This window comes from Lysobacter sp. HDW10 (genome assembly GCF_011300685.1).
Taxonomy (GTDB): domain Bacteria; phylum Pseudomonadota; class Gammaproteobacteria; order Xanthomonadales; family Xanthomonadaceae; genus Solilutibacter.
The window spans coordinates 1,349,307-1,372,501 of the sequence record NZ_CP049864.1 but is presented as its reverse complement, the minus strand read 5'-3'; the positions used below and the strand labels follow the sequence as shown (position 1 = coordinate 1,372,501).

27 protein-coding genes are annotated in these 23,195 nt (G+C 57.6%); 4 read left to right on the top strand and 23 right to left on the bottom strand.

Annotation, left to right across the window (positions count from 1 at the left end):
* Positions 1-4 precede the first annotated feature (4 nt).
* The 6 genes from prpB to G7069_RS06560 form a co-directional block, all read right to left on the bottom strand.
* Positions 5-895, bottom strand: a complete 891-nt coding sequence (gene prpB / locus G7069_RS06585; protein WP_166295477.1) for a methylisocitrate lyase — start codon at positions 893-895, stop codon at positions 5-7.
* Between the two features lie 87 nt (positions 896-982).
* A complete protein-coding gene (locus G7069_RS06580; RefSeq protein ID WP_240912499.1) occupies positions 983-1,609 on the bottom strand; it encodes an RluA family pseudouridine synthase in 627 nt (208 codons plus the stop codon).
* 20 nt (positions 1,610-1,629) lie between these two features.
* Positions 1,630-2,613 carry a malate dehydrogenase gene (locus tag G7069_RS06575; protein ID WP_166295475.1) on the bottom strand — a complete coding sequence of 328 codons (984 nt, stop codon included), beginning with the start codon at positions 2,611-2,613 and terminating at the stop codon, positions 1,630-1,632.
* 33 nt (positions 2,614-2,646) lie between these two features.
* Positions 2,647-3,846, bottom strand: a complete 1,200-nt coding sequence (locus G7069_RS06570; protein WP_166295473.1) for an aminotransferase class I/II-fold pyridoxal phosphate-dependent enzyme — start codon at positions 3,844-3,846, stop codon at positions 2,647-2,649.
* 54 nt (positions 3,847-3,900) lie between these two features.
* Entirely contained in the window at positions 3,901-4,692 is a 792-nt protein-coding gene (locus tag G7069_RS06565; RefSeq protein WP_166295472.1) for a hypothetical protein, read from the bottom strand.
* 87 nt (positions 4,693-4,779) lie between these two features.
* The gene (locus tag G7069_RS06560) at positions 4,780-5,274 is read right to left on the bottom strand and encodes a peptidylprolyl isomerase (protein WP_166295471.1); all 495 of its coding nucleotides are present in this window, start codon (positions 5,272-5,274) and stop codon (positions 4,780-4,782) included.
* A 145-nt stretch (positions 5,275-5,419) separates the two neighbouring features.
* On the opposite strand from G7069_RS06560, the gene typA reads away from it, so the two are divergent.
* The gene (gene typA / locus G7069_RS06555; RefSeq protein WP_166295470.1) at positions 5,420-7,264 is read left to right on the top strand and encodes a translational GTPase TypA; all 1,845 of its coding nucleotides are present in this window, start codon (positions 5,420-5,422) and stop codon (positions 7,262-7,264) included.
* Between the two features lie 27 nt (positions 7,265-7,291).
* A complete protein-coding gene (locus G7069_RS06550; RefSeq protein ID WP_166295469.1) occupies positions 7,292-7,768 on the top strand; it encodes a DUF2127 domain-containing protein in 477 nt (158 codons plus the stop codon).
* Here G7069_RS06550 and G7069_RS06545 read toward each other — a convergent pair.
* Genes G7069_RS06545 through G7069_RS06530 form a run of 4 tightly spaced genes read right to left on the bottom strand, consistent with a single transcriptional unit; the run spans position 7,741 to position 10,904 of the window.
* Positions 7,741-8,079: a hypothetical protein gene (locus G7069_RS06545; RefSeq protein ID WP_166295468.1), complete on the bottom strand. Its 339-nt coding sequence runs from the start codon at positions 8,077-8,079 to the stop codon at positions 7,741-7,743. The two genes, G7069_RS06550 and G7069_RS06545, sit on opposite strands and share 28 nt — an antisense overlap.
* Positions 8,076-9,143 carry an oxidoreductase gene (locus G7069_RS06540; RefSeq protein ID WP_166295467.1) on the bottom strand — a complete coding sequence of 356 codons (1,068 nt, stop codon included), beginning with the start codon at positions 9,141-9,143 and terminating at the stop codon, positions 8,076-8,078. The genes G7069_RS06545 and G7069_RS06540 overlap by 4 nt, the downstream gene beginning before the upstream one ends.
* A gap of 28 nt (positions 9,144-9,171) precedes the next feature.
* A complete protein-coding gene (locus tag G7069_RS06535) occupies positions 9,172-9,894 on the bottom strand; it encodes an SDR family NAD(P)-dependent oxidoreductase (protein ID WP_166295466.1) in 723 nt (240 codons plus the stop codon).
* A complete protein-coding gene (locus G7069_RS06530; RefSeq protein ID WP_166295465.1) occupies positions 9,891-10,904 on the bottom strand; it encodes a patatin-like phospholipase family protein in 1,014 nt (337 codons plus the stop codon). Before G7069_RS06530 ends, G7069_RS06535 begins: the two co-directional genes overlap by 4 nt.
* 28 nt (positions 10,905-10,932) lie before the next feature.
* Here G7069_RS06530 and G7069_RS06525 point away from each other — a divergent pair, with 28 nt between their 5' ends.
* A complete protein-coding gene (locus tag G7069_RS06525; protein ID WP_166295464.1) occupies positions 10,933-12,144 on the top strand; it encodes a phosphatase PAP2 family protein in 1,212 nt (403 codons plus the stop codon).
* Positions 12,141-12,755 carry a CDP-alcohol phosphatidyltransferase family protein gene (locus tag G7069_RS06520; protein WP_166295463.1) on the top strand — a complete coding sequence of 205 codons (615 nt, stop codon included), beginning with the start codon at positions 12,141-12,143 and terminating at the stop codon, positions 12,753-12,755. The genes G7069_RS06525 and G7069_RS06520 overlap by 4 nt, the downstream gene beginning before the upstream one ends.
* On the opposite strand, the gene G7069_RS06515 is transcribed toward G7069_RS06520, so the two are convergent.
* The 13 genes from G7069_RS06515 to rpsE all read right to left on the bottom strand — a co-directional run bounded on the left by G7069_RS06515 (position 12,727) and on the right by rpsE (position 23,178).
* On the bottom strand, positions 12,727-14,469 hold the full coding sequence (locus G7069_RS06515; protein WP_166295461.1) for a bifunctional alpha/beta hydrolase/class I SAM-dependent methyltransferase: 1,743 nt from the start codon (positions 14,467-14,469) through the stop codon (positions 12,727-12,729). The genes G7069_RS06520 and G7069_RS06515 overlap by 29 nt on opposite strands.
* Positions 14,470-14,496: 27 nt before the next feature.
* Positions 14,497-15,384 carry a phosphatidate cytidylyltransferase gene (locus tag G7069_RS06510; protein ID WP_240912664.1) on the bottom strand — a complete coding sequence of 296 codons (888 nt, stop codon included), beginning with the start codon at positions 15,382-15,384 and terminating at the stop codon, positions 14,497-14,499.
* A gap of 71 nt (positions 15,385-15,455) precedes the next feature.
* Positions 15,456-16,838, bottom strand: coding sequence for a 3-deoxy-7-phosphoheptulonate synthase class II (locus G7069_RS06505; RefSeq protein WP_166295457.1), 1,383 nt, complete (start codon positions 16,836-16,838; stop codon positions 15,456-15,458).
* Positions 16,835-17,365, bottom strand: a complete 531-nt coding sequence (locus G7069_RS06500) for a disulfide bond formation protein B (protein WP_166295455.1) — start codon at positions 17,363-17,365, stop codon at positions 16,835-16,837. The genes G7069_RS06505 and G7069_RS06500 overlap by 4 nt, the downstream gene beginning before the upstream one ends.
* A 68-nt stretch (positions 17,366-17,433) precedes the next feature.
* Positions 17,434-17,805 carry a 50S ribosomal protein L17 gene (rplQ, locus tag G7069_RS06495; RefSeq protein WP_166295453.1) on the bottom strand — a complete coding sequence of 124 codons (372 nt, stop codon included), beginning with the start codon at positions 17,803-17,805 and terminating at the stop codon, positions 17,434-17,436.
* 71 nt (positions 17,806-17,876) lie between these two features.
* Positions 17,877-18,875 carry a DNA-directed RNA polymerase subunit alpha gene (gene rpoA / locus G7069_RS06490; protein WP_166295451.1) on the bottom strand — a complete coding sequence of 333 codons (999 nt, stop codon included), beginning with the start codon at positions 18,873-18,875 and terminating at the stop codon, positions 17,877-17,879.
* 54 nt (positions 18,876-18,929) lie between these two features.
* Positions 18,930-19,559 carry a 30S ribosomal protein S4 gene (gene rpsD / locus G7069_RS06485; RefSeq protein WP_166295449.1) on the bottom strand — a complete coding sequence of 210 codons (630 nt, stop codon included), beginning with the start codon at positions 19,557-19,559 and terminating at the stop codon, positions 18,930-18,932.
* A 14-nt stretch (positions 19,560-19,573) separates the two neighbouring features.
* Positions 19,574-19,966 (bottom strand): 30S ribosomal protein S11, encoded by a 393-nt coding sequence (gene rpsK / locus G7069_RS06480; RefSeq protein ID WP_166295437.1) that lies wholly within the window; start codon positions 19,964-19,966, stop codon positions 19,574-19,576.
* A 15-nt stretch (positions 19,967-19,981) separates the two neighbouring features.
* A complete protein-coding gene (gene rpsM, locus G7069_RS06475) occupies positions 19,982-20,338 on the bottom strand; it encodes a 30S ribosomal protein S13 (protein WP_166295435.1) in 357 nt (118 codons plus the stop codon).
* A gap of 299 nt (positions 20,339-20,637) precedes the next feature.
* Positions 20,638-21,993 (bottom strand): preprotein translocase subunit SecY, encoded by a 1,356-nt coding sequence (gene secY / locus G7069_RS06470; protein WP_166295433.1) that lies wholly within the window; start codon positions 21,991-21,993, stop codon positions 20,638-20,640.
* A gap of 7 nt (positions 21,994-22,000) precedes the next feature.
* Positions 22,001-22,438, bottom strand: coding sequence for a 50S ribosomal protein L15 (rplO, locus tag G7069_RS06465; RefSeq protein ID WP_166295431.1), 438 nt, complete (start codon positions 22,436-22,438; stop codon positions 22,001-22,003).
* Between the two features lie 4 nt (positions 22,439-22,442).
* Complete coding sequence (gene rpmD / locus G7069_RS06460) at positions 22,443-22,637, bottom strand: 50S ribosomal protein L30 (protein WP_166295429.1); 195 nt, start codon at positions 22,635-22,637, stop codon at positions 22,443-22,445.
* Positions 22,624-23,178 (bottom strand): 30S ribosomal protein S5, encoded by a 555-nt coding sequence (gene rpsE / locus G7069_RS06455; protein WP_166295427.1) that lies wholly within the window; start codon positions 23,176-23,178, stop codon positions 22,624-22,626. Before rpsE ends, rpmD begins: the two co-directional genes overlap by 14 nt.
* Positions 23,179-23,195 lie beyond the last annotated feature (17 nt).

Genomic DNA, 23,195 nt, shown 5'->3' with positions numbered 1-23,195 from the left:
GTGCTTACTCCTTGGATGCCTGATTTGAAAACAAGGCATCAAGCTTGTCTTCGTATGCGTGATAGCCGAGGAAGTCGTACAACTCGGCGCGGGTTTGCAGTTGATCGATGGTGTTCTTTTGTGTGCCTTCGCGGCGCACGGTTTCGTAGAAACCCAATGCGGCCTTGTTCATAGCGCGATAGGCGCCACAGCAGTACAGGGCGATGTCGACACCTGCGCTGCGCAATTCGTCCGTGGTGAAAAACGGTGTTGAGCCGAACTCGGTGAGATTCGCAAGAATCGGCACTTTGACTGCAGCTTTGAACTTCCGGTAGTCCTCGAGTGTTTTCATCGCTTCCGGAAAAATCATGTCAGCGCCCGCTTCGACATAGGCGACTGCGCGTTCAATGGCGCCATCGATGCCTTCAACCGCCGCCGCATCTGTGCGTGCCATCAACACGAAGTCTTTGTCGGTCTTGGCATCCACTGCGGCTTTAACGCGATCCACCATTTCGGACAACGGCACAACTTCTTTACCCGGACGGTGACCGCAACGCTTCTGTCCGACTTGGTCTTCCATGTGGACTGCGGCTACGCCAATGCGTTCGAAGTTACGAATGGTGCGCGCGATATTGAACGCCCCGCCCCATCCTGTATCAATGTCGACCAACAACGGCATACCGGTGGCATCGACAATACGACGCGCATCCGTCAACACATCTTCCATCGTGCTGATACCCAAGTCCGGCATACCCAACGAATTCGCGGCCACACCACCACCCGACAAATACAAGGCGCGGTAACCGGTGCGTTTTGCCATCAAGCCCGCATAGGCCGTAATGGCGCCCATCACTTGCAGTGGGGTTTCTTCAGAGAGCGCGGCGCGGAATCGCGCGCCTGCGGACAATTGCGTCATGAAGCAGCTCCAAACGAAACCCCAATTTTACGCCCTAAATTAACTGTACCTGTCCCCGTTAATTTGAATTAACGGTGACAGGTACGGTTAAAAGGGGGTGGGGTCTTGGAAGGTGAGGTGTTCTTGTGTGGCGGGGTGATGGAAGGTGAGTGCGCGGGCGTGCAGCATGACGCGTGGCGCAGGCAGAGCGTCGTAGAAGACGTCGCCGATGATGGGGTGGCCCAGTGCCTGCATGTGGACGCGTAGTTGGTGTGTGCGGCCCGTGAGGGGCTCCAGGGCTACGCGGGTGTGGTTGGTGTGGCGAGAGAGCACGGTCCAGTGCGTTTGAGCAGGTTTGCCGATTGCATGCGCGACGATTTGGCGTGGGCGATTCGGCCAGTCGCAAATGAGCGGCAAATCGATGGTGCCGCTGTCATCCCGCAGTTCGCCTTCAACTAAAGCTTCGTAGGTTTTTTGTACGCGGCGTGTGGCGAAGGCGTCACTGAGTGCGCGGTGTATTTCGGGACTGCGCGCGAAGACCATCACGCCACTGGTGACTTGATCCAAGCGATGCACAGTCAGCGCATCCGGCCACAGGCACTGGATGCGATGAATCAAACAATCTTGTTTATCTTCACCGCGCCCCGGCACTGAAAGCAGTCCCGGGGGCTTGGAGAAGATCAGGAAATGACGGTCTTCATGGAGGGGTCGCATCATTTCAGAGCTTGGCGCCATTACTGACGCCAGCAACTCGCTTACAGAAGGTGTGCGACGCCAGCGCGTTCTTCTTCCAGCTCAGCCAAGGTCTTGTCCATGGCTGCACGGCTGAAGTCGTCGATCGGCAAATCTTTAATCACGGTGTATTCGCCATTGGCGCACGTCACCGGCACGCCATAAATCACGCCTTCCGGAATGCCATAGCTACCATCGCTCGGCACGCCCATCGTGGCCCATTCGCCATTCGTGCCCAAGGCCCAGTCATGCATGTGGTCAATCGCGGCATTCGCCGCCGATGCTGCAGAAGACAAACCGCGCGCTTCAATGATCGCCGCGCCACGCTTGCCCACATTCGGAATGAACTGATTGGCGTTCCATGCGGCGTCGTCAATCTTGTCCTTCAAGGACGCGCCTTCGACCGTCGCGAAACGGTAGTCGGGATACATGGTCGGGCTGTGGTTACCCCACACGACCAACTTCTTGATGGCATCGACCGGCACTTCCGCTTTGTTCGCCAATTGCGACAACGCACGGTTGTGATCGAGACGCAACATGGCGGTGAAGTTCTTTGACGGCAGATCCGGCGCCGACTTCATGGCGATGTACGCGTTGGTGTTCGCCGGATTACCGACAACAAGCACCTTCACGTTGCGGCTCGCGACCTTGTTCAAAGCCTTACCTTGAACGGTGAAAATTTCCGCATTCTTCAGCAGAAGATCTTTGCGTTCCATGCCCGGGCCGCGCGGCATCGCGCCAACCAACAAAGCGTAGTCCGCGTCCTTGAACGCCACTTCCGGATCCGAGGTGCCGACCATGCCGGCCAACAGCGGGAACGCGCAATCTTCAAGTTCCATCATCACGCCATTGAGCGCGGCTTGTGCCTTTTCCATCGGCAACTCAAGCATTTGCAAGATGACCGGCTGGTCTTTGCCAAGCATTTCACCGGAAGCGATGCGGAACAAAAGTGCATAGCCGATTTGACCAGCTGCGCCGGTAACAGCAACGCGGACGGGTTGTTTCATGGGATCACTCCGAATGTTTTTAGATGAATTGAATCACTGCATTTCAGCGAAGAACGCTTTGATGCGCTCCATACCGGGCGCCAATTGCGGCGTCGGGCAGGTGTAACTGATGCGCATGGCATTGGGCTCACCAAAGGCCGAACCCGGTACGCAAGCGACGCCCTTAGACTCCAGCAGTGCACTGCAGAATTCGATGTCGTTTTGAATGACTTTGCCTTCGTGCGACTTGCCGTAGTACGCACTGATATCCGGGAACACGTAGAACGCGCCCTCCGGTTTCGGGCAGACCACACCGGGAACGGCATCAAGCACAGCCATCACAAGATCACGTTTCTCTTGGAACTCGCGCACTTTTGCATTCGGGACATCTTGCGGACCCGACAGTGCTGCGATCGCCGCCGCCGTAGTGATTTCCGGCAAGTTGGTGATGTGATTGGAGTTCATCGTAGTCACCGCGTTGGCAACCGATTCCGGTCCCGCCATGAAACCCACGCGCCAACCCGGCATGCCGTACGTCTTGGACAAGGAATCGATGAAAATCACGCGATCCTTCAATTCCGGACGCGCATGCACGAAGTTGTGATAACCGTTGCCATCAAAAATCATGCGGTTGTAAATATCGTCGGTGATGATCCAGGTGTCCGGATACTTCGCAATCACATCTGCCAATGCAGAAATTTCGTCCTTGCTGTACACCATGCCGGTCGGGTTCGACGGATTGTTGAACAAGAACACGCGCGGCTTCTTTGCGAGTGCGGCATCAAGTTGTGCCGGCGACATCTTGTAGTGCTGCGATGCCGGACACGGCAACAGATCGATCTTCGCATTGAGAATTTCGGCGATGTCGACGTAGCTTGTCCAGTACGGCGTCGGAAACGCAATCGTGTCGCCTTCATCCAACAAGGCTTCACACAGGTTGTAGATCACGTGCTTCGCACCGATACCGGTGGCGACATTTTTCGCGGTATAGCCTGTCAAACCGATTTCGGCGATGTGCTTTAGGAAGGCTTCAATCAAAGCCGGTGCACCACGGTTGCTTCCGTACTGTCCCGAATCATGCGACAAGGCATCGCGCGCGGCGGCGTATACGTGGTCGCCAGGCAGGAAGTTCGGCACACCGATAGAGAAGCTGATGATGTCTTTGCCGGCCGCTTTCAACGCTTTGGCCTTCTCCGCAACGGCCATGATGGCGCTGGGTTTGGCGCGGTCCATACGACTGGAAAAATCAGGCATTTCGCTTCTCTTCAACGGATCGGTGGAGCCCGAAATTTTACCACGAACGCTTGTTTACTCTGCATCAGTGGCGTGCACCGGATAATTCTCGTGCACGTATTTCGTCCACTCGGCGTAGGTCTTTTGTAGGCATTCCGTGCTGGCACACGCGTCCAGTTGGCGCTGTGCGGCTTTCATGCTGCTGCCCGCCTCTTGACCGTGGGCCATGACGGCGTCGCCGAACGCAGATTCAAAGCCCGCGCGCGCCTCTTTCAGCGCAGGATCCTTGCAGGTTGTGCGCTCAATGAAGCTGGTTTGATCGGCACAGGCATCCGACGTTTCAACGGACTGCGAGACCTCAGCGGTCTCCTCGCTGTCAGCCGACAGGCTTTGACGCGCTTCAGCAATGAATTGCACATCTTGCGGCATCAATCGACGGACAAAACTCAAATCTGAGAACTGCCCATTGCCGAAGGTGATACGCAGCGTGAACGGTGCTTCCGGATTGCCGCGATCCTTGGTTTCAACGACGCGCGCAACGGTCAACATTTCTTGCGGCCCTGTCTCGCCACTGGTTTGAAACGTCACCGTTTGATTCACAGTGTCGACATCGATCACATGGGCATCAAACACATGGTTGTCCATGACAAGATCGCTGCCGTTTTTCGCGAATCGCAAGCGATAGACGGTCTCTGCATCGTCCGTGCTCGCGCTGCTCGTCGTGGCCCAAACGCCATCGAACCCGGATAGAAAGCTGTCTTCGCTGTGGACGGCCGTTGCAACTTCGTCCGGACGACCCTCCACCGGTTTATTGCAGCCAGCCACCAGCGCCAGGGTCAAACTCAAGACAATCGTCAAACCTTTCATTGCTTACCCCAAATAGACATCAAGCACCCGGAGGTGCTTGATGGATGCATCGCCCCGAAGGGTGTTGCGCTGAATTTTAGCAGCGGCTTACGGTGCGAGCTTGGCGTTCCAGTCGGCCACGCGATCGGCTTTGGCAGCGAGCGCGCCATCGATATCGCCTTCGATCTTGACGGACTTGATCTTGTCGCCCTGCTTCACGCTATCGACCACGTCTAGGCCTTCCAAGACCTTGCCGAACACGGTGTGCTTGCCGTCCAGCCAATCGGTTTTGATATGGGTGATGAAGAACTGGCTGCCATTGGTGTTCGGGCCGGCATTGGCCATCGACAACACGCCGCGCTCATGGGGCACGCCATTGTTGGTCTCATCTTCGAACTTGTAGCCCGGGCCGCCGGTGCCTGTGCCCTGCGGGCAGCCGCCTTGGATCATGAAGTCATCGATCACGCGGTGGAAGTTCAGGCCGTCGTAAAAGCCCTTGGTGGCGAGGTTGACGAAGTTGGCGACGGTCAGCGGCGCCTTGTCTTGGAACAGCTCCAGCTTGATGGGGCCGCGGTCAGTATCAAAGGTGGCGGTCAATGCCATGTCGAACTCCTGAAGGTTCAGCTTGAAAGGGGGTGAACTTAACATGGGGCCGGTTCAGGTGGAGACAAGGTGGGATTTCCGGTTTTTCCCGTATAATCTGCCCCTCATTTCCTGTCCCTCGGTCGCGCAAGGCGGCCCTTTCCGCATGTCCATTCAAAATCTCCGCAACATCGCTATTGTCGCCCACGTCGACCATGGCAAGACTACGCTTGTCGATCAGCTACTGAAGCAATCCGACACCTTCGACGAGCGCTTCGTGCTTACAGAGCGCGTCATGGACAGCGGAGATATCGAAAAAGAACGCGGTATCACCATCCTGTCGAAGAACACCGCGATCAAGTGGAGGTCGCCGGAAGGCGAAGAGTTCCGCATCAATATCGTCGACACCCCCGGACACGCCGACTTCGGCGGCGAAGTGGAACGCGTGTTGTCGATGGTCGACTCCGTGCTCATCTTGGTCGATGCCATGGACGGTCCGATGCCGCAAACGCGCTTCGTGACGCAGAAAGCGTTTGCGATGGGCTTCAAGCCGATCGTCGTTATTAATAAGGTCGACCGTCCGGGCGCACGTCCGGCTTGGGTGTTGGACCAAACCTTTGATTTGTTCGATCGCCTCGGCGCCACCGATGAACAACTGGATTTCCCGGTTGTCTACGCATCGGGTCTGAACGGCTATGCCGGCCTCGACGAATCCGTGCGCGAAGGCGACATGACGCCGCTGTTCGAAGCCATCATCAAGCACGTGGCCGTGCCGCCTGTGAGCGAAGACGGTCCGTTCCAAATGCGCGTGACCTCGTTGGATTACAACAACTACGTCGGTGTGATCGGCGTCGGTCGTATCCAGCGCGGCAAAGTGCGCACCAATCAGCAAGTCACTGTCGTAGGCGTCGATGGTAAAACGCGCAACGGCAAGGTGCTTCAAGTGCTCGGTTTCATGGGCCTCGAACGCGTCGAAGTGCCGGAAGCACAAGCCGGTGACATCATTGCGTTCTCGGGCATCGAAGGCCTCGGCATTTCTGAAACGATTTGCGATCCAACAGCGGTTGAACAATTGCCGGTGTTGTCGGTCGACGAGCCGACCATCTCGATGACCTTCCAAGTCAACGACTCACCGTTCGCAGGCGCCAAAGATCGCAGCGGTGGCAAGTTCCTGACCTCACGCCAATTGCGTGATCGTCTCACCCGCGAAACCCAACACAACGTGGCTTTGAAGGTGGAAGACACCAGCGACGCTGACAAGTTCAAGGTGTCGGGCCGTGGCGAATTGCATTTGTCGATCTTGATTGAAACCATGCGTCGCGAAGGCTACGAATTGGCTGTGTCGCGTCCGGAAGTGATCATTCGTGAAATCGACGGCGTGATGCAAGAACCCTACGAACAACTCGTTGTGGACTTGGAAGAACAATTCCAAGGCGGCGTGATGGGCCGTTTGGGTGAGCGCAAAGCGCTGCTGCAAAACATGGAGCCAGATGGCAAGGGTCGCGTGCGCATGGAATTCATCATTCCGGCGCGTGGCCTGATCGGCTTCCAAACCGAATTCCGCACGCTGACGGCGGGTACCGGTTTGTTGTTCCATGTGTTTGACCACTACAACGTGAAGGCGGAAGGCCAAATCGGTCAGCGTCAGAACGGTGTATTGATTTCAAACGGCACGGGCCCCTCGCCTGCTTATGCGCAAATTGCCATGCAAGAACGCGGCCGTTTGTTCATTGAGCCGGGTGAAGAAATCTACGAAGGCCAAGTGGTCGGTATCCACGCCAAGGACAACGACCTGACGGTCAACGCTTTGCGCGGCAAGCAGCTGACCAACTTCCGCGCATCGGGTACCGACAAAGACGAAGGCCTGATTCCTGCGATCAAGTTCTCGTTGGAACAAGCGCTGGAATTCATCGACGACGATGAACTGGTGGAAGTGACGCCAAAGGCGATCCGTTTGCGCAAGAAGCATCGTTTGGAAACCGACCGTAAGCGCGCGAGCCGCGCCGCTTAATTCCGAAACCGGAAGTCGCATCCACTCGTGGAAGTTGTCTCCCCTCAAAAGGCGCTGCGTTGGATTGCAGTCGTCGAATTGTTCAAAGGCGCTGTGGCGTGTCTGGGCGGGTTTTCACTCGCGTGGGCGGGCCCTGCCCCGGTCAAACAGGCCATCGCGCACCTTGCACGCGCGTTCCATATGGACGCGCAGAATGGCATGTTGGCGCAGCTGTCTTCTCGTATCAGTGCAAATAGCATTCACGTCGCAGTCGCGGTGACATTGATCTATGCGGCGATGCGCTTTATTGAAGGCTATGGTTTGTGGCGCACGCGCGAATGGGCGTCGTGGTTCGGTGCCATCAGTGCAGGCGTTTATTTGCCTTTCGAAATCATTGCCTTGCTCAAGCATCCGCATGTATTGGAAGCGTCAATCTTGGTACTCAATCTTGCGGTCGTGGCGTACTTGATCCACGACATCCGCAGACGTCACCCGAACTACGGCAAGAAAGCGACACCGTTATAACCTGCGCCGATGATGGCCAAAGAAATCAAGGCCACCAAGAAGACCATGAAGCCGTATTGCAAGTGGCTGGGGATGGGCAATTTGTCGAGCTTGGCCTCTTCTGCTTTCTTGTCGAGTACCCAACCGTGACCGCATTCACCGCAGGCCAATTCATAGCGTTTGCTATACACCCAGCCGAACAAGGCATAGATGTGGCCGTATTTATAGCGTAGCTGCGGTTGAAACAGCCGTTCTTCGCAGCAGCGTGGACACCGGTGCTTCTCTACCTCGCCGTAGGCGACCACGCGCTCGCCTTGACCAAAAAAGATCATGGCGTGGCGTCACCTGCACGCGGGGTGGCATTGAGTTGCTCAATTCGCGCCACGCGTCCTTTGACACCACTCATCCACGCGGAATCACCTGCAATCGCCACCGTGTCCCAAGATTCAGTGCTGACGCTTCGCCAGCCTTTGCCATCCCACACATCTGCGCCGCTCGGCCCGACGGCAACGCAGCGTTCGCCGTCGGCAAAGCACGCCACGCCAGAGCGATAGCCGGGCGGTGCCGGGATGGCTTTCAACTTGCCGTTCGAATAGATCGCCGCGTTGCCAGGTTGTTTTTCCAGCTTGTAGTCGCCGCCGACGAGCATCATGCGCTCACCCATAGGCGCAGCACTGAACACACCTGCCGAGCTCACCGCGCGTCCCATACCGCTATCGAACTTTTGCCATACACCCATGCCGTCTACCTTCATATGCAGATTGGCTTGCGCGCCGCCAGTCGCGACGAAGGTGCTGTTGCGATTGCGTGCAATACAGGTGCCGCTTGCGGCAAAGGCGGCTTCGTCTTTTGCTGCCGGCGTACCATTCGCCGATTGCGCCCAATGCGCGCCGCGATCACGCGATTCAAAGATTTGATAACGGCCTTCGATCGGATCGCCCATCATCCAACCGTGATCACCTTCGAACACCATGCAGTCGTAAAAGCCATCGGCCGCTAGATTTTGTAATACCAAGGTCCACGTGGCGCCGCCATCGACGGTGCGATAGAGCTTAGAGCTTTGCCCGGGGCCTGCTGCCAAGACAATCGCCTCGTCCGCAGAGAAGGCTTGGATGTCACGGAAGTCGAGTGCGTCGGTGTTCGGGACGGACACGTTTTGCCACGTCGTGCCGCCGTCGCTGGTGCGAATGACCGTGCCTTTGACGCCTGATGCCCAGGCCAATTGATCATTCACTGCAGACAAGCCGCGCAAACGTACCTGCGTGGTTTGACTGGAGGTCAGAGGTGCTGGCGCGTCTTGCGCGGATACAGCGGCAACAGCACCGAAAGCCAACATCAAGCCACACGCCAAGACAGGCATCGGCAAACGAAGAGAACGGACAAATCGACGACGCATGATCAACCCCCTGAAGAGATATCTGATTCTATGCGCGCAGGGCACGTAGGCGCACGGGTAAGTGGTTGTACAGTCGCACCAGCGTGTGGAGTTGCCAAGGGAAGACACATCGCGGCTCACCGTTTTCCAGCGCTGCATGCATGCGTTTGACGGCGCGCGCCTCGCTCACCAGAAAGGGCTTATGCGCAGCAGAACCACCATTCAATGCGCGCAGTTGCGCGGTATCGACATAGCCCGGAATCAAGACGGTCACGCCGACCGACTTCAGTGCGGCGACGACACGATAGCCTTCACACAAGGCAATGGCTGCACGTTTGCTGGCGGCATAGTCTGTTGACCATGGATCGGCGCGAAGTAAGCCTGCGATAGAGGCGATGGCCGCGAAGCGTCCCGATGGACGCATCAATGGCATCGCCGCGTCGAACACGTGTTGGATGCCGGCGACATTACTTGCGCGCATGCGTTCGAGCGCGCTGTGATCTTTTTGAATCTGCTTAGAGGTCGCGTAATAGCCCGCACTGTAGATGACGCGATCCAAACCTTCGGCCCCCACTTCGCACACTAGAGCTTGTATCTGCGTTGGATCAGTGACATCACTTTGTCGAGCGCTAATCCCTAGCTGGACCGCTGCATCCGACAAACAGCTCGGATCGCGTCCAACCACGACAACATTCGCACCTTCGCGCGCATAGGCACAGGCGAGGCCGAGCCCCATGCCGCGTGTGCCACCGATGATGAGTACGCGCTTCATGTCTTGCGCTTGTTCGCAGCTTCAAATGCGCGCAAGGTGCGCTCGCGCCCGTAGTGCCACTGCGCGGTCATTTGCCTGACGAATTCGCTGTGCGTTGGCGCGGCACGCAGAACAATTTGACCGGTGGCGCGATCGTACTGCTTTCGTTCCGTTTCATGACGGAGCACGCGCGACACGTCGGTCGTGTCCACCCAAACATCCGCATGTGTGTTGTCTTGCACGGCGCGCCGTCGTGCATTGCCATTCACGCCATAGACAGCGCGCACTGCCGGCTGCGCATAGAGCGGGTTGAACTTTCGCTTGCGCTCCATCACCACGTGATCTGCGAGTGCATGTGCAATTTCGATTGGAAATAAATCAACGAGCCCACCAGACCAGTCTTGGCCTTCCGCGTGAACACTCGCAAAGTAAAAAGGATCTGCCACCGAAGCACGCACTGCATGTTCAATGGCCACCGTTGTATTGCATTCCAACGCGGGCGCAATGGCAGACTTCAAGAACGGCTTGGCCCAACTTGCACGATTTGCAAGCAAGCCCGCCACGCGATTCGGCGCAAACACCGTCTCATGCAGCTGATACGGCCAGTGCGACATCGATGCATGGGTGCTCACACGCGCAGCAATGATCGCGATGTCTGTTCCACCCGATCGCGCCGTCGGAATCACCGGTAGCGCCGGCAACTCAAACATCGCATCACGCAGCAAATCCGGCGCCGCGCGGTGCGCCGCCTGCTGCGTCCACTGCCGCCACACCCGATTAACTGTACCTGTCACCGTTAATTTTGCGTTGGCGGGGGGGAGGCTGCGGATGTTGCGTTGGAAGGTGTAGAGCTCGGGGGCGCAGAGCCAGTCGCGGCGGGTGTCGGTGTCGGGGAGTCCGTGGATGGCTGCGGCTGCGATGGCGCCGCCGCAGGCAGCGAGGATGATGTCGGGGGCTCGTTCGAGTTCTTCTGCTGCGGCGTGCATGCCTAGGTAATAGCCGAAGCGGAATCCGCCGCCTGCCATTACCATGCATCGTTCGTACTTTGCCGTTCTCCCCATGCCGTATTCTCACCACGCCTCGTCGTCTGCGCAACGCCTGTCTGATTCGACCGCGCGTCGCGTGCGCTTGGGTGTGTTGAATGCCGTGGTGTTTTGCATTGCGTACGGCGGTGCCCGTTTGCATGCCTATGACATCGATGCGCTGCATCGTTTTGCACTGCCATTGGATGCGGTCGTGCCGTTATGGCCCGCGATGGTTTGGATCTATGTGTGTTCCTTGCCGGTGTTGTTTGCGTGCTTTGCTTTCATACCGGAGGGTGCGCCACTGAGAACTTTCAGCAGACGCTTGATGTGCATTACCGCGATTGCAGGCCTGTGCTTTGCGGTACTCCCTGCGATCAATACGTTTGCGCTGCACGAAAACGCCGACAGTGTGTCCATGCGGCTGTTGCATGCACTCGATCGATACGATGGACGCGGAAATCAATGGCCGTCCTTGCACGTGGCCTACGCCTGCTTGGCGATGACGGCCGTGCCCTATCTCAAGCACTGGCAACGCCCGCTCGCGTACGGTGCGCTGTGCTTAATGGCATGTTCTGCGGTGTTGACCCATCGCCATCACGTGGCAGACGCGTTGGCAGGCGTTGCATTGGCCGTAGGTGTGATTCTGTGTGTCCGCCCGACGCGCCCGACGCCTGACGTGAGCTTGCATTACCTCGTGGGCGCGCTCTTGGTGTTGAACACGGCAATCCATCTTGGCGTCGCGTGGATCGGCCTATACGTCGCTTTGTCGTTGGCCTACGTCGCGTATGCCTATGCCATCAATGACGCAGACCTCGCACGCAAGCAGCGTGGGCGCGTCCCACTAATGCGATGGCTCATGCTGGCGCCGTGGTTGGCAGGCTACTGGCTCACATGGGCGCTGCAACGCGCGCGAACGCACAGACGCCCGCCGTTCGCTTACTGGCAACCGGATGTTCTCGTTGGTCGCAGGCTTACCGTGCACGAGACGCATCTGTTGCCCGAGTCATGTAGTGTCATCGACCTATCTGCAGAGCTTTCAGAAACGCCAGCACTACGAACGGGGATCTACTACGCAGTGCCCTTATTAGATCTGCGCGAACCCCCGCCGCACGCGCTCGAACGCATTTCAGCGATCATGGCGAACGAGCGCGCGGCAGGCCGTACCATTTATTTGCATTGCGCAATGGGCATTGCGCGAAGCGTGCACGTCGCGCGCACCTTGGCGCCACAGGACGAACTTTCATGATTTCGATTTACGCCATCAAACCGGCATTCCAACGCCTGCTCTCTCCCCTGCTCTCTGGTTTGCAAGCTGCCGGCATTACGCCGAATCAAATTACCTGCGCTGCGCTTTTCATCAGCGTCGTGCAAGGCGCAGCGTTGTATCTGTGGCCCGACGCACGTTGGGTGCTCGCGCTGTATGCACCCGTGCTCTTGATTCGCATGGCATTGGACGCGCTCGACGGCATGCTCGCGCGTCGCATGCGTTTGGAAAGCCGTCTCGGTGCCTTGCTCAACGAACTGGGTGATGTGCTCGCAGATATCGCACTCTACCTGCCCTTCATTTGGGTGGCCGGCATTCATCCGGCGCTCGCGCTCGGCGTCGTTTTGTTGGCGTTGGTCGCGGAGTTCACCGGCGTCTTGGCACAAGCCATCACCGGGACGCGTGCCCACCAAGGACCGATGGGAAAAAGCGATCGCGCGTTTGCCTATGCCGTACTCGCGCTGATGTGCGCGGCCGGGGTATCGCCCGGCCTGCGCAATGGCCTCTTGGCCGTCATCGCGTTGCTTCTAGTTTGGACACTCTTCAATCGCTGCCGGGCGAGTCTTAAACACGACGCGCCACAGACACCGTAAAGATGCCTTGCGGTCCGACTTCGGAGCCGGTCTTCTCAAAGCCCGCCAAGCGGACCAAACCATCGAGTTCGTTCTGCGGACGTGGACGCATCACCCATGCACCCCCCCGGTGGCTGTCCAAGGTTTCTGCAATTTGACGCAGTTGCGGATGCCAAGGTTGCCCGGTGTAAATAAGTGCACCGCCTGGACGAACTTGCTTGGCGATCCGTTCGAGTGATCCCAAGACCGGCGCATTTTCGGGAAACAGTTCATACAGCCCTGAGACAATCGCAATGTCGAATTGCGCATCCGGCGCATTCCCATCCGTTGGCGCAAAAGCATCCGTCGGCACATAGCGAATTTGATTGCGCTCGCTCAAGCCCAGCGAATTCGCCAAGGCTTCTGCGGCTTTCAAGTTGTTCGGATCGAGGTCACGCAGTTCGACTTCAAATGTTCGGTCTTTGAATTGCGCCAAGGTTTCCAGCACGTAGCGTCCTGAGCCTGCCGCAATATCCAACACGTGAATCACAGACGAACTCGGGAACGTGCGAATTTGTGCCGCGAGCAAAGACTGCATGTGCACTTTGCGCACGCGCACCCCTTTCCAACCGGTTGCGTCCAAATAACCGCGATCCAACCATGCGCCGATGCCCAACTTGCCAGAAGCTTCGTTCTTATAGACATAGTCCAAAGACGCACCCGAATCGAAGCCTTGCTTCAAGCCAATGCGCATGCCGTCACTCAAATGGCCGATGCGACGTAGCATCGCGCGCTGCATGCGATTGGAAAAACTTGGATGTTTGACGCCCGCCGCGACCGTTGCATGCAAACGCGCACTCGCGCTTCGCGTGTCGTGATCGACAAATCGCGCGGCGCTCGGCACTTCGCTGTTGAAGCACGCCTCGATAAACGATTTGCATGCCGCATCTCCGACACGGGTGTCCGCTTCATGAAAAATCGCGTGGCGACTTTCAGGTATCAGCTGCCATTGCTTCAAGGTCGAAGACAGGCCGTCGAAGAACGTACGTTGCGGCTCTGTGCGAACCACGACGTCTTTACCTGCGACCAACATCAACACAGGCACATCGATTGCCTGCGCATCGGCCACCACGCGGCGCGCCGTGTCGGCAAGGTCGACCAATACGCGTGCGGAAATGTCACGCGTCACCAATGGGTCAGACGCATACGCTTTGGCCTCTTTCTCGGAATGCGTGATCATCGAAGGTCGAACGTAGCTCGTCACCTTCAGGTCCGGCTTCGCTTTCAACCCAAGACGCAATGCGGGCTCGGCAAGCGGCACATACAACTTGATCGAGAACGCAGCAGCGGCCATCGCTACGCCGCGAATTTGCGGTGCGTAGTCATGCAGCCAGGTCGCAGTGGTGACCGCAGCAACGCTGTTGGCAACGATGAAGATCTGTTCCAATTTCACGCCATGCATTTGCACCACGTGCTGCACGAACGCATGCAAGTCGCGCACCAACGCATAAAAATCCGGCGCATCACCCCGAACACCCGGCGACTTGCCATGACCGCGCGCATCCCATGCAAAGCACAGGTCGCCTGGGCCCGCGATACGTTCAACCAGCGACTCGACGCGGCCTGAATGTTCGTGTCCGCGGTGCAAAAAAATCAGCACTCTGCCAGACGGCTCGACGACCGGCTTCCATGTCCGGTAGAACAGGCGCATGCGATCGAATGTATTGAAATCAGACTCTATTGAAGGGCGTTGCATGGGGGAAATGCACTCTTGTTTGGGGCGTCAAACGGACGCAGATTGAAAGAAAGTAAGGATGAAAATCGTCGGGGCCGTGAAGGTCAAACTGTCGACACGATCCAACACACCGCCGTGCCCGGGCACGCGCGATGAAAAATCTTTGATGCCTAACATTCGCTTGCAGGCTGAAAACGACACGTCGCCCATAAATCCGCTGACCGCAATCGCCACGCCATAGGCAAGCAACGGAGGCCATGTGGCGAGTGACAGCGCACCGCCTAATGCGAGGCTGGTACAGACGGCGACAACGAGCCCGCCGAACCATCCTGCCCAGGTTTTCCCCGGACTCGCACTAGGTGTGACTTGCCGCTTGCCCATCGTGGTCCCCGCGATATATTGCGCAACATCGCACAGCGCCGTGACGGCACATAGCCACAGCACCCATCGACCGTCATCGACGAGTTGTGCTTGCAGCTTGGGCAGGAAAGCCATACCCGACGAAAGCAGTACGAGTGCGCACATGGCCGCGCGCCTGCGCGTGTGCTGATGCGGGTGACCAAACAGCCAACAGATGGCGGCAAACGCGAGTGCGAATACGAGCACGCCGACCCACGTAAAAAACCAGACGACCCAAACAATCGCGATGCACAATGCTGCGCACAGAAGAAGATCGCTTAGACGCGGGTGTCCTTGATCAGCACGTAAGTGCGACGCCACCTCTCGCACCCCAAGGCACAAGATGATCGCGCAGAGGGCCCAGCCCGCTGCCGCCGTGAATAACAATGCAAAAGTCACAGCGGGCAGGAAAATCCACCACGCCATGATCTTTTCTCTTAGCGCAATCGACTTGCGGGCCGCATACACCCACACCGTCGACAACAACAAAAAGGCATACAGCAACAGCACACATACAACGAGTTCGCTCGGCCACATCGCCAAGTTGTTCCAAAAACTATTGATGCAATTCGCCCCTCCCCGGGCTCACTGATATCCACGCAACGGGATCAGGCAGGATTCTGACTCCGGACGATCGACATGGCGATTTCCAATGCCTGCTCATCGTTTAAGCGTGGATCGACGGTGGAGCGGTAATCGCGTTCCAAATCGTGATCGGTCAAAGCACGTGCACCCCCCGTGCACTCCGTGACGTTCTCACCCGTAAGTTCCAAATGCACACCGCCCAAATGCGTTCCGCAGGCAGCGTGCACTTCAAATGCGCGTTCAATTTCGCCACGAATGTTTTCGAAGCGGCGCGTCTTTAAGCCATTGGCAGCGGTTTCAGTATTGCCGTGCATCGGGTCGCAGACCCAGAGGACGCGCGAACCTTCCGCTTGCACCGCTTTCAACAGCGGTGCCAATTTGGTGTCGACTTCCTTCACACCCATGCGGTGAATCAAGGTGAGACGGCCCGGTGTGTTCTCCGGATTCAATGTGTCGATGACGCGACGCAATTCGCCTGTGGTCACCGAAGGACCGACCTTGACCGCAATTGGATTTCGGATGCCGCGCATGTATTCAAGATGCGCGCCGTCGGCTGCCGCCGTGCGCATGCCGATCCATGGGAAGTGGGTGCCCATGTTGAACCAGCCGGTTTGACGCGGCACTTCGCGGGTCACAGCTTCTTCGTAAGGCAACAGCAAGGCTTCGTGAGAGGCGTAGAAATCTACGGTCTCCATGTTGCGCAGCTTGTGGCCAGACAGCGTTTCCATGAACTGCACGGCATCGCGTACGCCATCCACCATGCGTTGGTACTCACCCGCAAGCGGCGAATCTTTCATCCATGCGAGGTCCCAATATTCCGGGTGGTGCAAGTCTGCGAAACCGCCGTCGATGAGCGCGCGCACAAAGTTCAGTGTCATCGCAGAACGCGCGTGTGCGCGAATCATGCGACGCGGGTCGGGTGTCCGCGCGGCTTCAGTGAACTCAGGTGAGTTGATGATGTCGCCGCGGTAGCTCGGCAAACTCACGCCATCACGCACTTCCAAATCTGACGAGCGCGGCTTTGCATACTGTCCTGCGAAGCGACCCACGCGTACGACCGGCTTGCGCAAGCCATGCACGAGCACGAGGCTCATTTGCAGCAGTACTTTCAGTCGATTCGAAATGACGTCATTGGTGCAGTCGGCAAAAATCTCAGCGCAATCGCCGCCTTGCAAAAAGAAGCGTTTGCCTTCTTGTGCTTCGGCAATTTGTTGTTGCAGCGAGAGGATTTCCCACGAGGTGACCAGGGGCGGCAATGCGCGCACTTCATCGACGGCCTCTTCGAGCAAGGCCGAGTCAGGGTATGTGGGCTGCTGCAGCGCCGTCTTATTGCGCCAGGTTTGCGGTGTCCATGGTGCGTTTGCTTGCGATGGCAGTGACCCGGATGCAGCGAGAACGGGTTTCACTTAAACCGTCTCCAACCATCACGTGCGTGCGTAGACCAACCGGCATGAATTGCCCAGCCGGCGTACGCGAGGAATGAAATCAGACTCCATGCCGGCATGGTCATGCCGAGGAGTTTCCAATCGGTGTTGCTGCAGTCACCCGTCGCGGTCAATACCTTGCGGATGACGTTATCGAACGACATGGTCTGCAGCATGAAATCCAAGGGTGAGCCGCACATCGCCATCGGCGGCGGGTACAACTGAACCCACACGTGGCGGAACGCAATGCCCGCGCCAATCAAGGCGATGATCGCGGCTAATACGGCGTAAATTTTGCGGCCCTTGCCCGGGCGCGGCGAATGCAGCCCTGCGATCAAGAAAACGACGCCAAGCGCGGCAAAACACACGCGCTGGAAAATACAGAACGCACAGGGCATCAAACCCTCTTGAAACTGTGCGTAGAACGCGTATCCCAACATCGCCGCGCATGCGAACGCAGCAAGCAAACAACGCGCACGAAACGTTTTAGGTATGAATGGGATGTCCATCCCCACACAATAGCAAAAAACCCCAGTCGTTTGACCGGGGTTTTTGATTTGCTGCGGTGTGTTGACTATTAGTCAACAGCGACCGGGCGATCCACGAGCTCGACATACGCCATCGGCGCGTTGTCGCCGTCGCGGAAGCCGCACTTCAAGATACGCACATAACCACCCGGACGGCTGGTGTAACGCGGACCGAGCACGGTGAACAAGGTGCCTACGGCTTCCTTGTCACGCAAGCGCGAGAATGCCAAACGGCGGTTTGCAACGCCATCGGTCTTTGCCAAGGTGATCAGGGGTTCTGCGACGCGGCGCAGTTCCTTAGCCTTCGGCAAGGTGGTGCGGATCAGCTCATGCTTGATGAGCGAAGCCGCCATGTTGCGGAACATCGCTTCGCGATGCGCGCTGGTGCGGGAGAATTTGCGTCCGGATTTCTGGTGGCGCATGGTCGTGATTCCTACTCAAATATCTGTCAGTGGGCTTGCCGATTCCCTGTCGTTGCCAACAGGGAAATGGATTACCCCATCATGCCGTGCTGCGAAACGCCAGCAGGCGGCCAATTGTCAACCTTCATGCCGAGCGACAGGCCGTGCTGTGCAAGCACTTCCTTGATTTCGGTCAGCGACTTCTTGCCGAGGTTCGGGGTCTTCAGCAATTCCACTTCGGTCTTTTGGATCAATTCACCGACGTAGTAAATGCTTTCAGCCTTGAGGCAGTTCGCCGAACGCACCGTCAACTCGAGGTCATCGATCGGACGCATCAGCATCGGATCCACACCACCTGCTTGTTGCTTCGGCGCACCGGCTTGGCGCGGAACGAAGTCGCCAAACACCGACAATTGCTCGATCAGGATGTTGGAAGCGGTACGGACTGCTTCTTCTGCATCGATCGTGCCATTGGTTTCGATGTCGAGCACGAGTTTGTCGAGGTTGGTGCGCTGTTCAACACGCGCTGCTTCCACGGCGTAGGCCACGCGGCGAACCGGGGAGAAAGATGCGTCAAGCATCAAACGACCCACAGTGCTGGTGTCTTCGTCGGGAGAACGGCGTTGGGCAGCCGGCTGGTAGCCGAAACCGCGCTCGATCTTAAGTTGCATGTTGATCTGCGCATCTTTGGTCAGATTGCAGACAACGTGGTCGGGATTCACGATTTCAACGTTTGAATCCGTCTTGATATCACCGGCGGTTACAACGCCCGCGCCTTGTTTGGACAAGGTGAGGGTTGCAGATTCGCCGCTGGCCATGCGAATGGCGACATCCTTGAGGTTCAACAACACTTCAAGCACGTCCTCCTGCAAGCCTTCGATGGTGCTGTATTCGTGCACCACGTTGTCGATGCTCACTTCCGTGACAGCGAAACCGGGGATGGACGAAAGCAGGACACGACGCAGGGCGTTGCCCAGCGTATGACCGTAGCCTCGTTCGAGCGGTTCGATCACAACCTTCGAGCGAAGGTCGGTGATACGCTCGATTTGAGGAGCACGCGGGCGCAGAACTTGGTTGGCAATTGCCGACATGTATGGCGTCTCCATGACACCCCAGCCAGTGACCGGGGTGCTTTGCTAAGGGGATTACTTCGAGTACAACTCGACGATCAGCGCTTCGTTGATGTCGGCCGGCAAATCGCCGCGGTCAGGCACAGCCTTGAACACGCCAGAGAACTTGCCTGCATCGACGTCAACCCAAGACGGAGAAAGATCCATCTGTTGGGAAAGCGTCAGTGCTTCCTGCACGCGGAGTTGCTTTTGCGCGCGTTCGGAAAGCGAGATCGCATCACCGGCCTTCACTTGGTAGGACGGCAGGTTGACGTACTTACCGTTCACCAACACGCCACGGTGCGAGACCAATTGGCGAGCAGAAGCGCGGGTGACAGCGAAGCCCATACGGAAGACGACGTTGTCCAGGCGTGTTTCCAAGAGTTGCAACAGGTTTTCACCGGTGTTGCCTTTCTTGGTCGAAGCCTTTTTGTAGTAGTTACGGAATTGGCGCTCAAGCAAACCGTAGATACGCTTGACCTTCTGCTTTTCACGCAGCTGGGTGGCGTAGTCGGAGAGCTTGCCCTTACGGGCGGTAGCACCATGCTGGCCGGGCTTCTGTTCCAGTTTGCACTTGGAATCGAGGGCGCGGGCCGGGCTCTTCAGGGAAAGGTCGGCGCCTTCGCGACGCGCGAGCTTACAGGTAGGTCCAATATAACGTGCCATGTCTTGTCAACTCCTCAGACGCGACGCTTTTTCGGCGGACGGCAACCGTTGTGCGGGATTGGCGTCACGTCCGTGATGTTGAGAATTTTGTAACCGACGCTGTTCAAAGAACGCACGGCCGATTCACGGCCTGGGCCCGGGCCCTTAATACGAACTTCGAGCGCCTTCACACCGTAGTCGAGTGCAGCGCGACCGGCCTTTTCGGCGGCGACCTGTGCTGCAAACGGGGTCGACTTGCGCGAACCGCGGAAGCCGGCACCACCCGAAGTCGCCCAGGACAATGCATTGCCTTGGCGGTCGGTGATGGTGATGATCGTGTTGTTGAAGGAAGCGTGCACGTGTGCAATGCCGTCAGTGACGACGCGCTTGATCTTCTTCTTGGTTTTAGCTGCTGCTGGCTTGGCCATGGTCTATAGACTCCCTTACTTCTTAATGGCCTTGCGCGGACCCTTACGAGTACGTGCATTGGTACGGGTGCGCTGACCACGCAGCGGCAGGCCACGACGGTGACGCAGGCCACGGTAGCTGCCCATGTCCATCAATCGCTTGATAGCCATGCCAACTTCACGACGCAGGTCGCCTTCGACGATGAACTTACCGATTTCCGAACGCAGGCGTTCGACTTCCGGCTCCGAGAGGTCACGGATTTTGGTGGACTTGGTCACGCCAGCGGCGTCACACACGAGTTTGGAACGGGTACGACCGATGCCGTAAATGCTTTGCAATCCGACCCAGACATGCTTCTGGGCAGGCAGATTGACGCCTGCGATACGCGCCATGAGGCGATCTCCAACGAAAAATTGAGCACAGCTCGTGAGAACTGGGCGGGGAAACGTTCAAGTATAACAATGTCCCGATACTTAGTGAAGCCGACGGTGTTTTGTCGACCCGGCATGGGGAGTGTGCCCATGCTCCGGCGAAGACCTGGTCCTAGGCAGAAGGCCGCCTCTTTCGAGGTTGCCCCGCCGCGCTCGCTACTCTGGCGTGCGCATCGGAACCGGATCACTTGCGCGCGGGACAGCCGCGCAAGTCGCCCATTTCATCCGGGGGAGACTGAAGTTCCGCCCGGATGGTTTGGTCAGCGCCCGCGGGCGCCGCCTTTAAGATTCGCCTTTTTCAAAAGGCTTTGGTACTGGTGAGACATCAAGTGCGCTTGTACCTGCGCGATGAAGTCCATGACCACCACCACCACGATCAGCAGCGAGGTGCCGCCGAAGTAGAACGAAGTACCCAGTTGGGTGCGCATAATTTCAGGCAAGATACACACCGCTGTCAAGTAGATTGCGCCGACCATGGTCAAACGGGTCAGAACGCCATCGACATATTCGGCGGTTGCACGGCCCGGACGGATGCCCGGAATGAGTGCGCCCGACTTCTTCAGGTTGTCTGCGGTTTCTTGCGAGTTGAACACCAAGGCGGTGTAGAAGAACGCAAAACCGATGATCAAGGCACTGAAGAGAATCATGTGCAACGGCTGACCCGGCGACAAAGCCTGAGCCACGCGCTGCATCCACTGCGTCGCTGCCGAACCTGAAGTGCCGAACCATTGTGCTGCGGTCGCCGGGAACATGATGATCGACGATGCAAAGATCGGCGGAATCACGCCCGACATGTTGAGCTTCAACGGCAGGAACGAGGTTTGGTTGTTGAAACCACTGCGGCCCGACTGCCCTGCCCGCGCGTAGTTCACCGTGACGCGGCGTTGGCCTTGTTCGACGAATACAACGAGATAGGTAAAGGCAAAGACCACCAAAGCGACAACGATCAGCGCGATGGCTGACATGTTGCCGTCCAAGGTCGACTTGACTGTGCTGATCACAGCACTCGGCAAGCCTGCAACGATACCGGCGAAGATGATCAACGACACACCGTTGCCGATGCCGCGTTCGGTCATTTGTTCACCCAACCACATCAGGAACATCGTGCCTGCGGTCAATGAAATGACTGCGGTCAAGATGAAGGCCGGACCTGGATTGTAGACAACTGCGATGCCGTTTGCGGCACCCGAGTTTTGCAATGCGACCGCGATACCGAATGCTTGGAAAACCGCCAATGGCACCGCTGCAAGGCGGGCCCACTGGGTGATTTTCCGGCGACCTGATTCACCTTCCTTTTGGATGGCTTTCAAGCTCGGGAAGATTTGGGCACAGAGCTGGATGATGATCGATGCCGAGATGTACGGCATCACGTTCAACGCGAACACGCTGAAACGATGAAGCGCACCACCGGAGAACATGTTGAACATGTCTACGATCGTGCCCTTTTGAGAATCCATGAGCGCAGTCATGGCTTCAGGATTGACGCCCGGCACGGGTATGAAACAGCCCAATCGATACACGATCATGGCGCCGAACACGAACAACAGGCGTTGACGGAGCTCGGTAAATTGACCGAGCCCGCCCATTCCGCCTACGGCGTTGCCGCTACGCGACATACTGCCCTTACTCCTCGAACTTGCCGCCAGCGGCTTCAATCGCCGCCTTGGCACCTGCAGTTGCGGTGAGACCCTTCAGCACGAATGCCTTGGTGACTTCGCCCTTGACTACGATCTTGGCGCGCTTAGCGGTGCTCGGCACCAGCTTGGCAGCACGCAACGCCGCGAAGTCGATCGTACCGGCGTCGAGCATGTCGAGCTTGTACAACAACACTTCTGCGGTATCTGCAGCCATCTTGGAGCGGAAACCGATCTTCGGCAGACGCATGTGCATCGGCATTTGACCGCCTTCGAAGCCGGCCTTGATCTTGCCTTTACCTGCGCGAGCGAAAGAACCCTTGTGGCCACGACCACAGGTCTTGCCCAGGCCGGAGCCAATGCCGCGACCGACGCGCTTGGCTGCGGTGAGTGCGCCGTCGGCGCGCTTGATGGTATTGAGCTTCATGTGATTATTCCTCGACCTTCACCAGGTAGTGGACCTTATTGATCAGACCACGAACCTGCGGGCAGTCTTTCAGTTCACGCACGTCGTTGAGCTTGTTCAAGCCCAGCGCGCGAACGGACAAACGATGCTTTGCCTGCGAACCGCGCAGACCCTTGACCAGACGCACCTTGACGGTGCCGGTGGAATTAGTTGCGGACATGCATGATCTCCTCAACGGCCTTGCCACGTTTCGCAGCAATGTTGGACGGCGAATGCATTTGCACCAAGCCCTTCAACGTTGCGCGGACGAGATTGATGGGGTTACGCGAACCGACGGCCTTAGCCAACACGTCCTTCACGCCCACGGCTTCCAAAACGGCGCGCATTGCACCGCCGGCGATAACACCGGTACCTTCCGACGCCGGCTTCATGAACACGCGTGCTGCGCCGTGACCGGCCTTCACTTCGTGCCACAAGGTGCCGTTGTTCAGATCGACAACCGACATGTTCTTACGGGCTTGTTCCATCGACTTTTGGATGGCGATCGGCACTTCGCGTGCTTTGCCATAACCAAAACCGACCTTGCCCGAACCATCACCGACCACCGTCAAAGCGGTGAAGGTGAATTGGCGACCGCCCTTGACCGTCTTGCTGACGCGGTTGACCGCGACCAACTTTTCGATCATGCCGTCATCGTATTCCTCGCGCGAGCGATCGTTGTTGCGATCGCGGCCGCGGGGTTCGCGTTGCTCATTTGCCATGATTGTTCTCTATTGAA

Excerpts from the sequence above, each read along its gene's own strand:
- prpB (WP_166295477.1), bottom strand. The coding sequence starts at position 895 with ATGACGCAATTGTCCGCAGGCGCGCGATTCCGCGCCGCGCTCTCTGAA.
- G7069_RS06580 (WP_240912499.1), bottom strand. The coding sequence starts at position 1,609 with ATGGCGCCAAGCTCTGAAATGATGCGACCCCTCCATGAAGACCGTCAT.
- G7069_RS06575 (WP_166295475.1), bottom strand. The coding sequence starts at position 2,613 with ATGAAACAACCCGTCCGCGTTGCTGTTACCGGCGCAGCTGGTCAAATC.
- G7069_RS06570 (WP_166295473.1), bottom strand. The coding sequence starts at position 3,846 with ATGCCTGATTTTTCCAGTCGTATGGACCGCGCCAAACCCAGCGCCATC.
- G7069_RS06565 (WP_166295472.1), bottom strand. The coding sequence starts at position 4,692 with ATGAAAGGTTTGACGATTGTCTTGAGTTTGACCCTGGCGCTGGTGGCT.
- G7069_RS06560 (WP_166295471.1), bottom strand. The coding sequence starts at position 5,274 with ATGGCATTGACCGCCACCTTTGATACTGACCGCGGCCCCATCAAGCTG.
- typA (WP_166295470.1), top strand. The coding sequence starts at position 5,420 with ATGTCCATTCAAAATCTCCGCAACATCGCTATTGTCGCCCACGTCGAC.
- G7069_RS06545 (WP_166295468.1), bottom strand. The coding sequence starts at position 8,079 with ATGATCTTTTTTGGTCAAGGCGAGCGCGTGGTCGCCTACGGCGAGGTA.
- G7069_RS06540 (WP_166295467.1), bottom strand. The coding sequence starts at position 9,143 with ATGCGTCGTCGATTTGTCCGTTCTCTTCGTTTGCCGATGCCTGTCTTG.
- G7069_RS06535 (WP_166295466.1), bottom strand. The coding sequence starts at position 9,894 with ATGAAGCGCGTACTCATCATCGGTGGCACACGCGGCATGGGGCTCGGC.
- G7069_RS06530 (WP_166295465.1), bottom strand. The coding sequence starts at position 10,904 with ATGGTAATGGCAGGCGGCGGATTCCGCTTCGGCTATTACCTAGGCATG.
- G7069_RS06525 (WP_166295464.1), top strand. The coding sequence starts at position 10,933 with ATGCCGTATTCTCACCACGCCTCGTCGTCTGCGCAACGCCTGTCTGAT.
- G7069_RS06520 (WP_166295463.1), top strand. The coding sequence starts at position 12,141 with ATGATTTCGATTTACGCCATCAAACCGGCATTCCAACGCCTGCTCTCT.
- G7069_RS06515 (WP_166295461.1), bottom strand. The coding sequence starts at position 14,469 with ATGCAACGCCCTTCAATAGAGTCTGATTTCAATACATTCGATCGCATG.
- G7069_RS06510 (WP_240912664.1), bottom strand. The coding sequence starts at position 15,384 with ATGTGGCCGAGCGAACTCGTTGTATGTGTGCTGTTGCTGTATGCCTTT.
- G7069_RS06500 (WP_166295455.1), bottom strand. The coding sequence starts at position 17,365 with ATGGACATCCCATTCATACCTAAAACGTTTCGTGCGCGTTGTTTGCTT.
- rplQ (WP_166295453.1), bottom strand. The coding sequence starts at position 17,805 with ATGCGCCACCAGAAATCCGGACGCAAATTCTCCCGCACCAGCGCGCAT.
- rpoA (WP_166295451.1), bottom strand. The coding sequence starts at position 18,875 with ATGTCGGCAATTGCCAACCAAGTTCTGCGCCCGCGTGCTCCTCAAATC.
- rpsD (WP_166295449.1), bottom strand. The coding sequence starts at position 19,559 with ATGGCACGTTATATTGGACCTACCTGTAAGCTCGCGCGTCGCGAAGGC.
- rpsK (WP_166295437.1), bottom strand. The coding sequence starts at position 19,966 with ATGGCCAAGCCAGCAGCAGCTAAAACCAAGAAGAAGATCAAGCGCGTC.
- rpsM (WP_166295435.1), bottom strand. The coding sequence starts at position 20,338 with ATGGCGCGTATCGCAGGCGTCAATCTGCCTGCCCAGAAGCATGTCTGG.
- secY (WP_166295433.1), bottom strand. The coding sequence starts at position 21,993 with ATGTCGCGTAGCGGCAACGCCGTAGGCGGAATGGGCGGGCTCGGTCAA.
- rplO (WP_166295431.1), bottom strand. The coding sequence starts at position 22,438 with ATGAAGCTCAATACCATCAAGCGCGCCGACGGCGCACTCACCGCAGCC.
- rpmD (WP_166295429.1), bottom strand. The coding sequence starts at position 22,637 with ATGTCCGCAACTAATTCCACCGGCACCGTCAAGGTGCGTCTGGTCAAG.
- rpsE (WP_166295427.1), bottom strand. The coding sequence starts at position 23,178 with ATGGCAAATGAGCAACGCGAACCCCGCGGCCGCGATCGCAACAACGAT.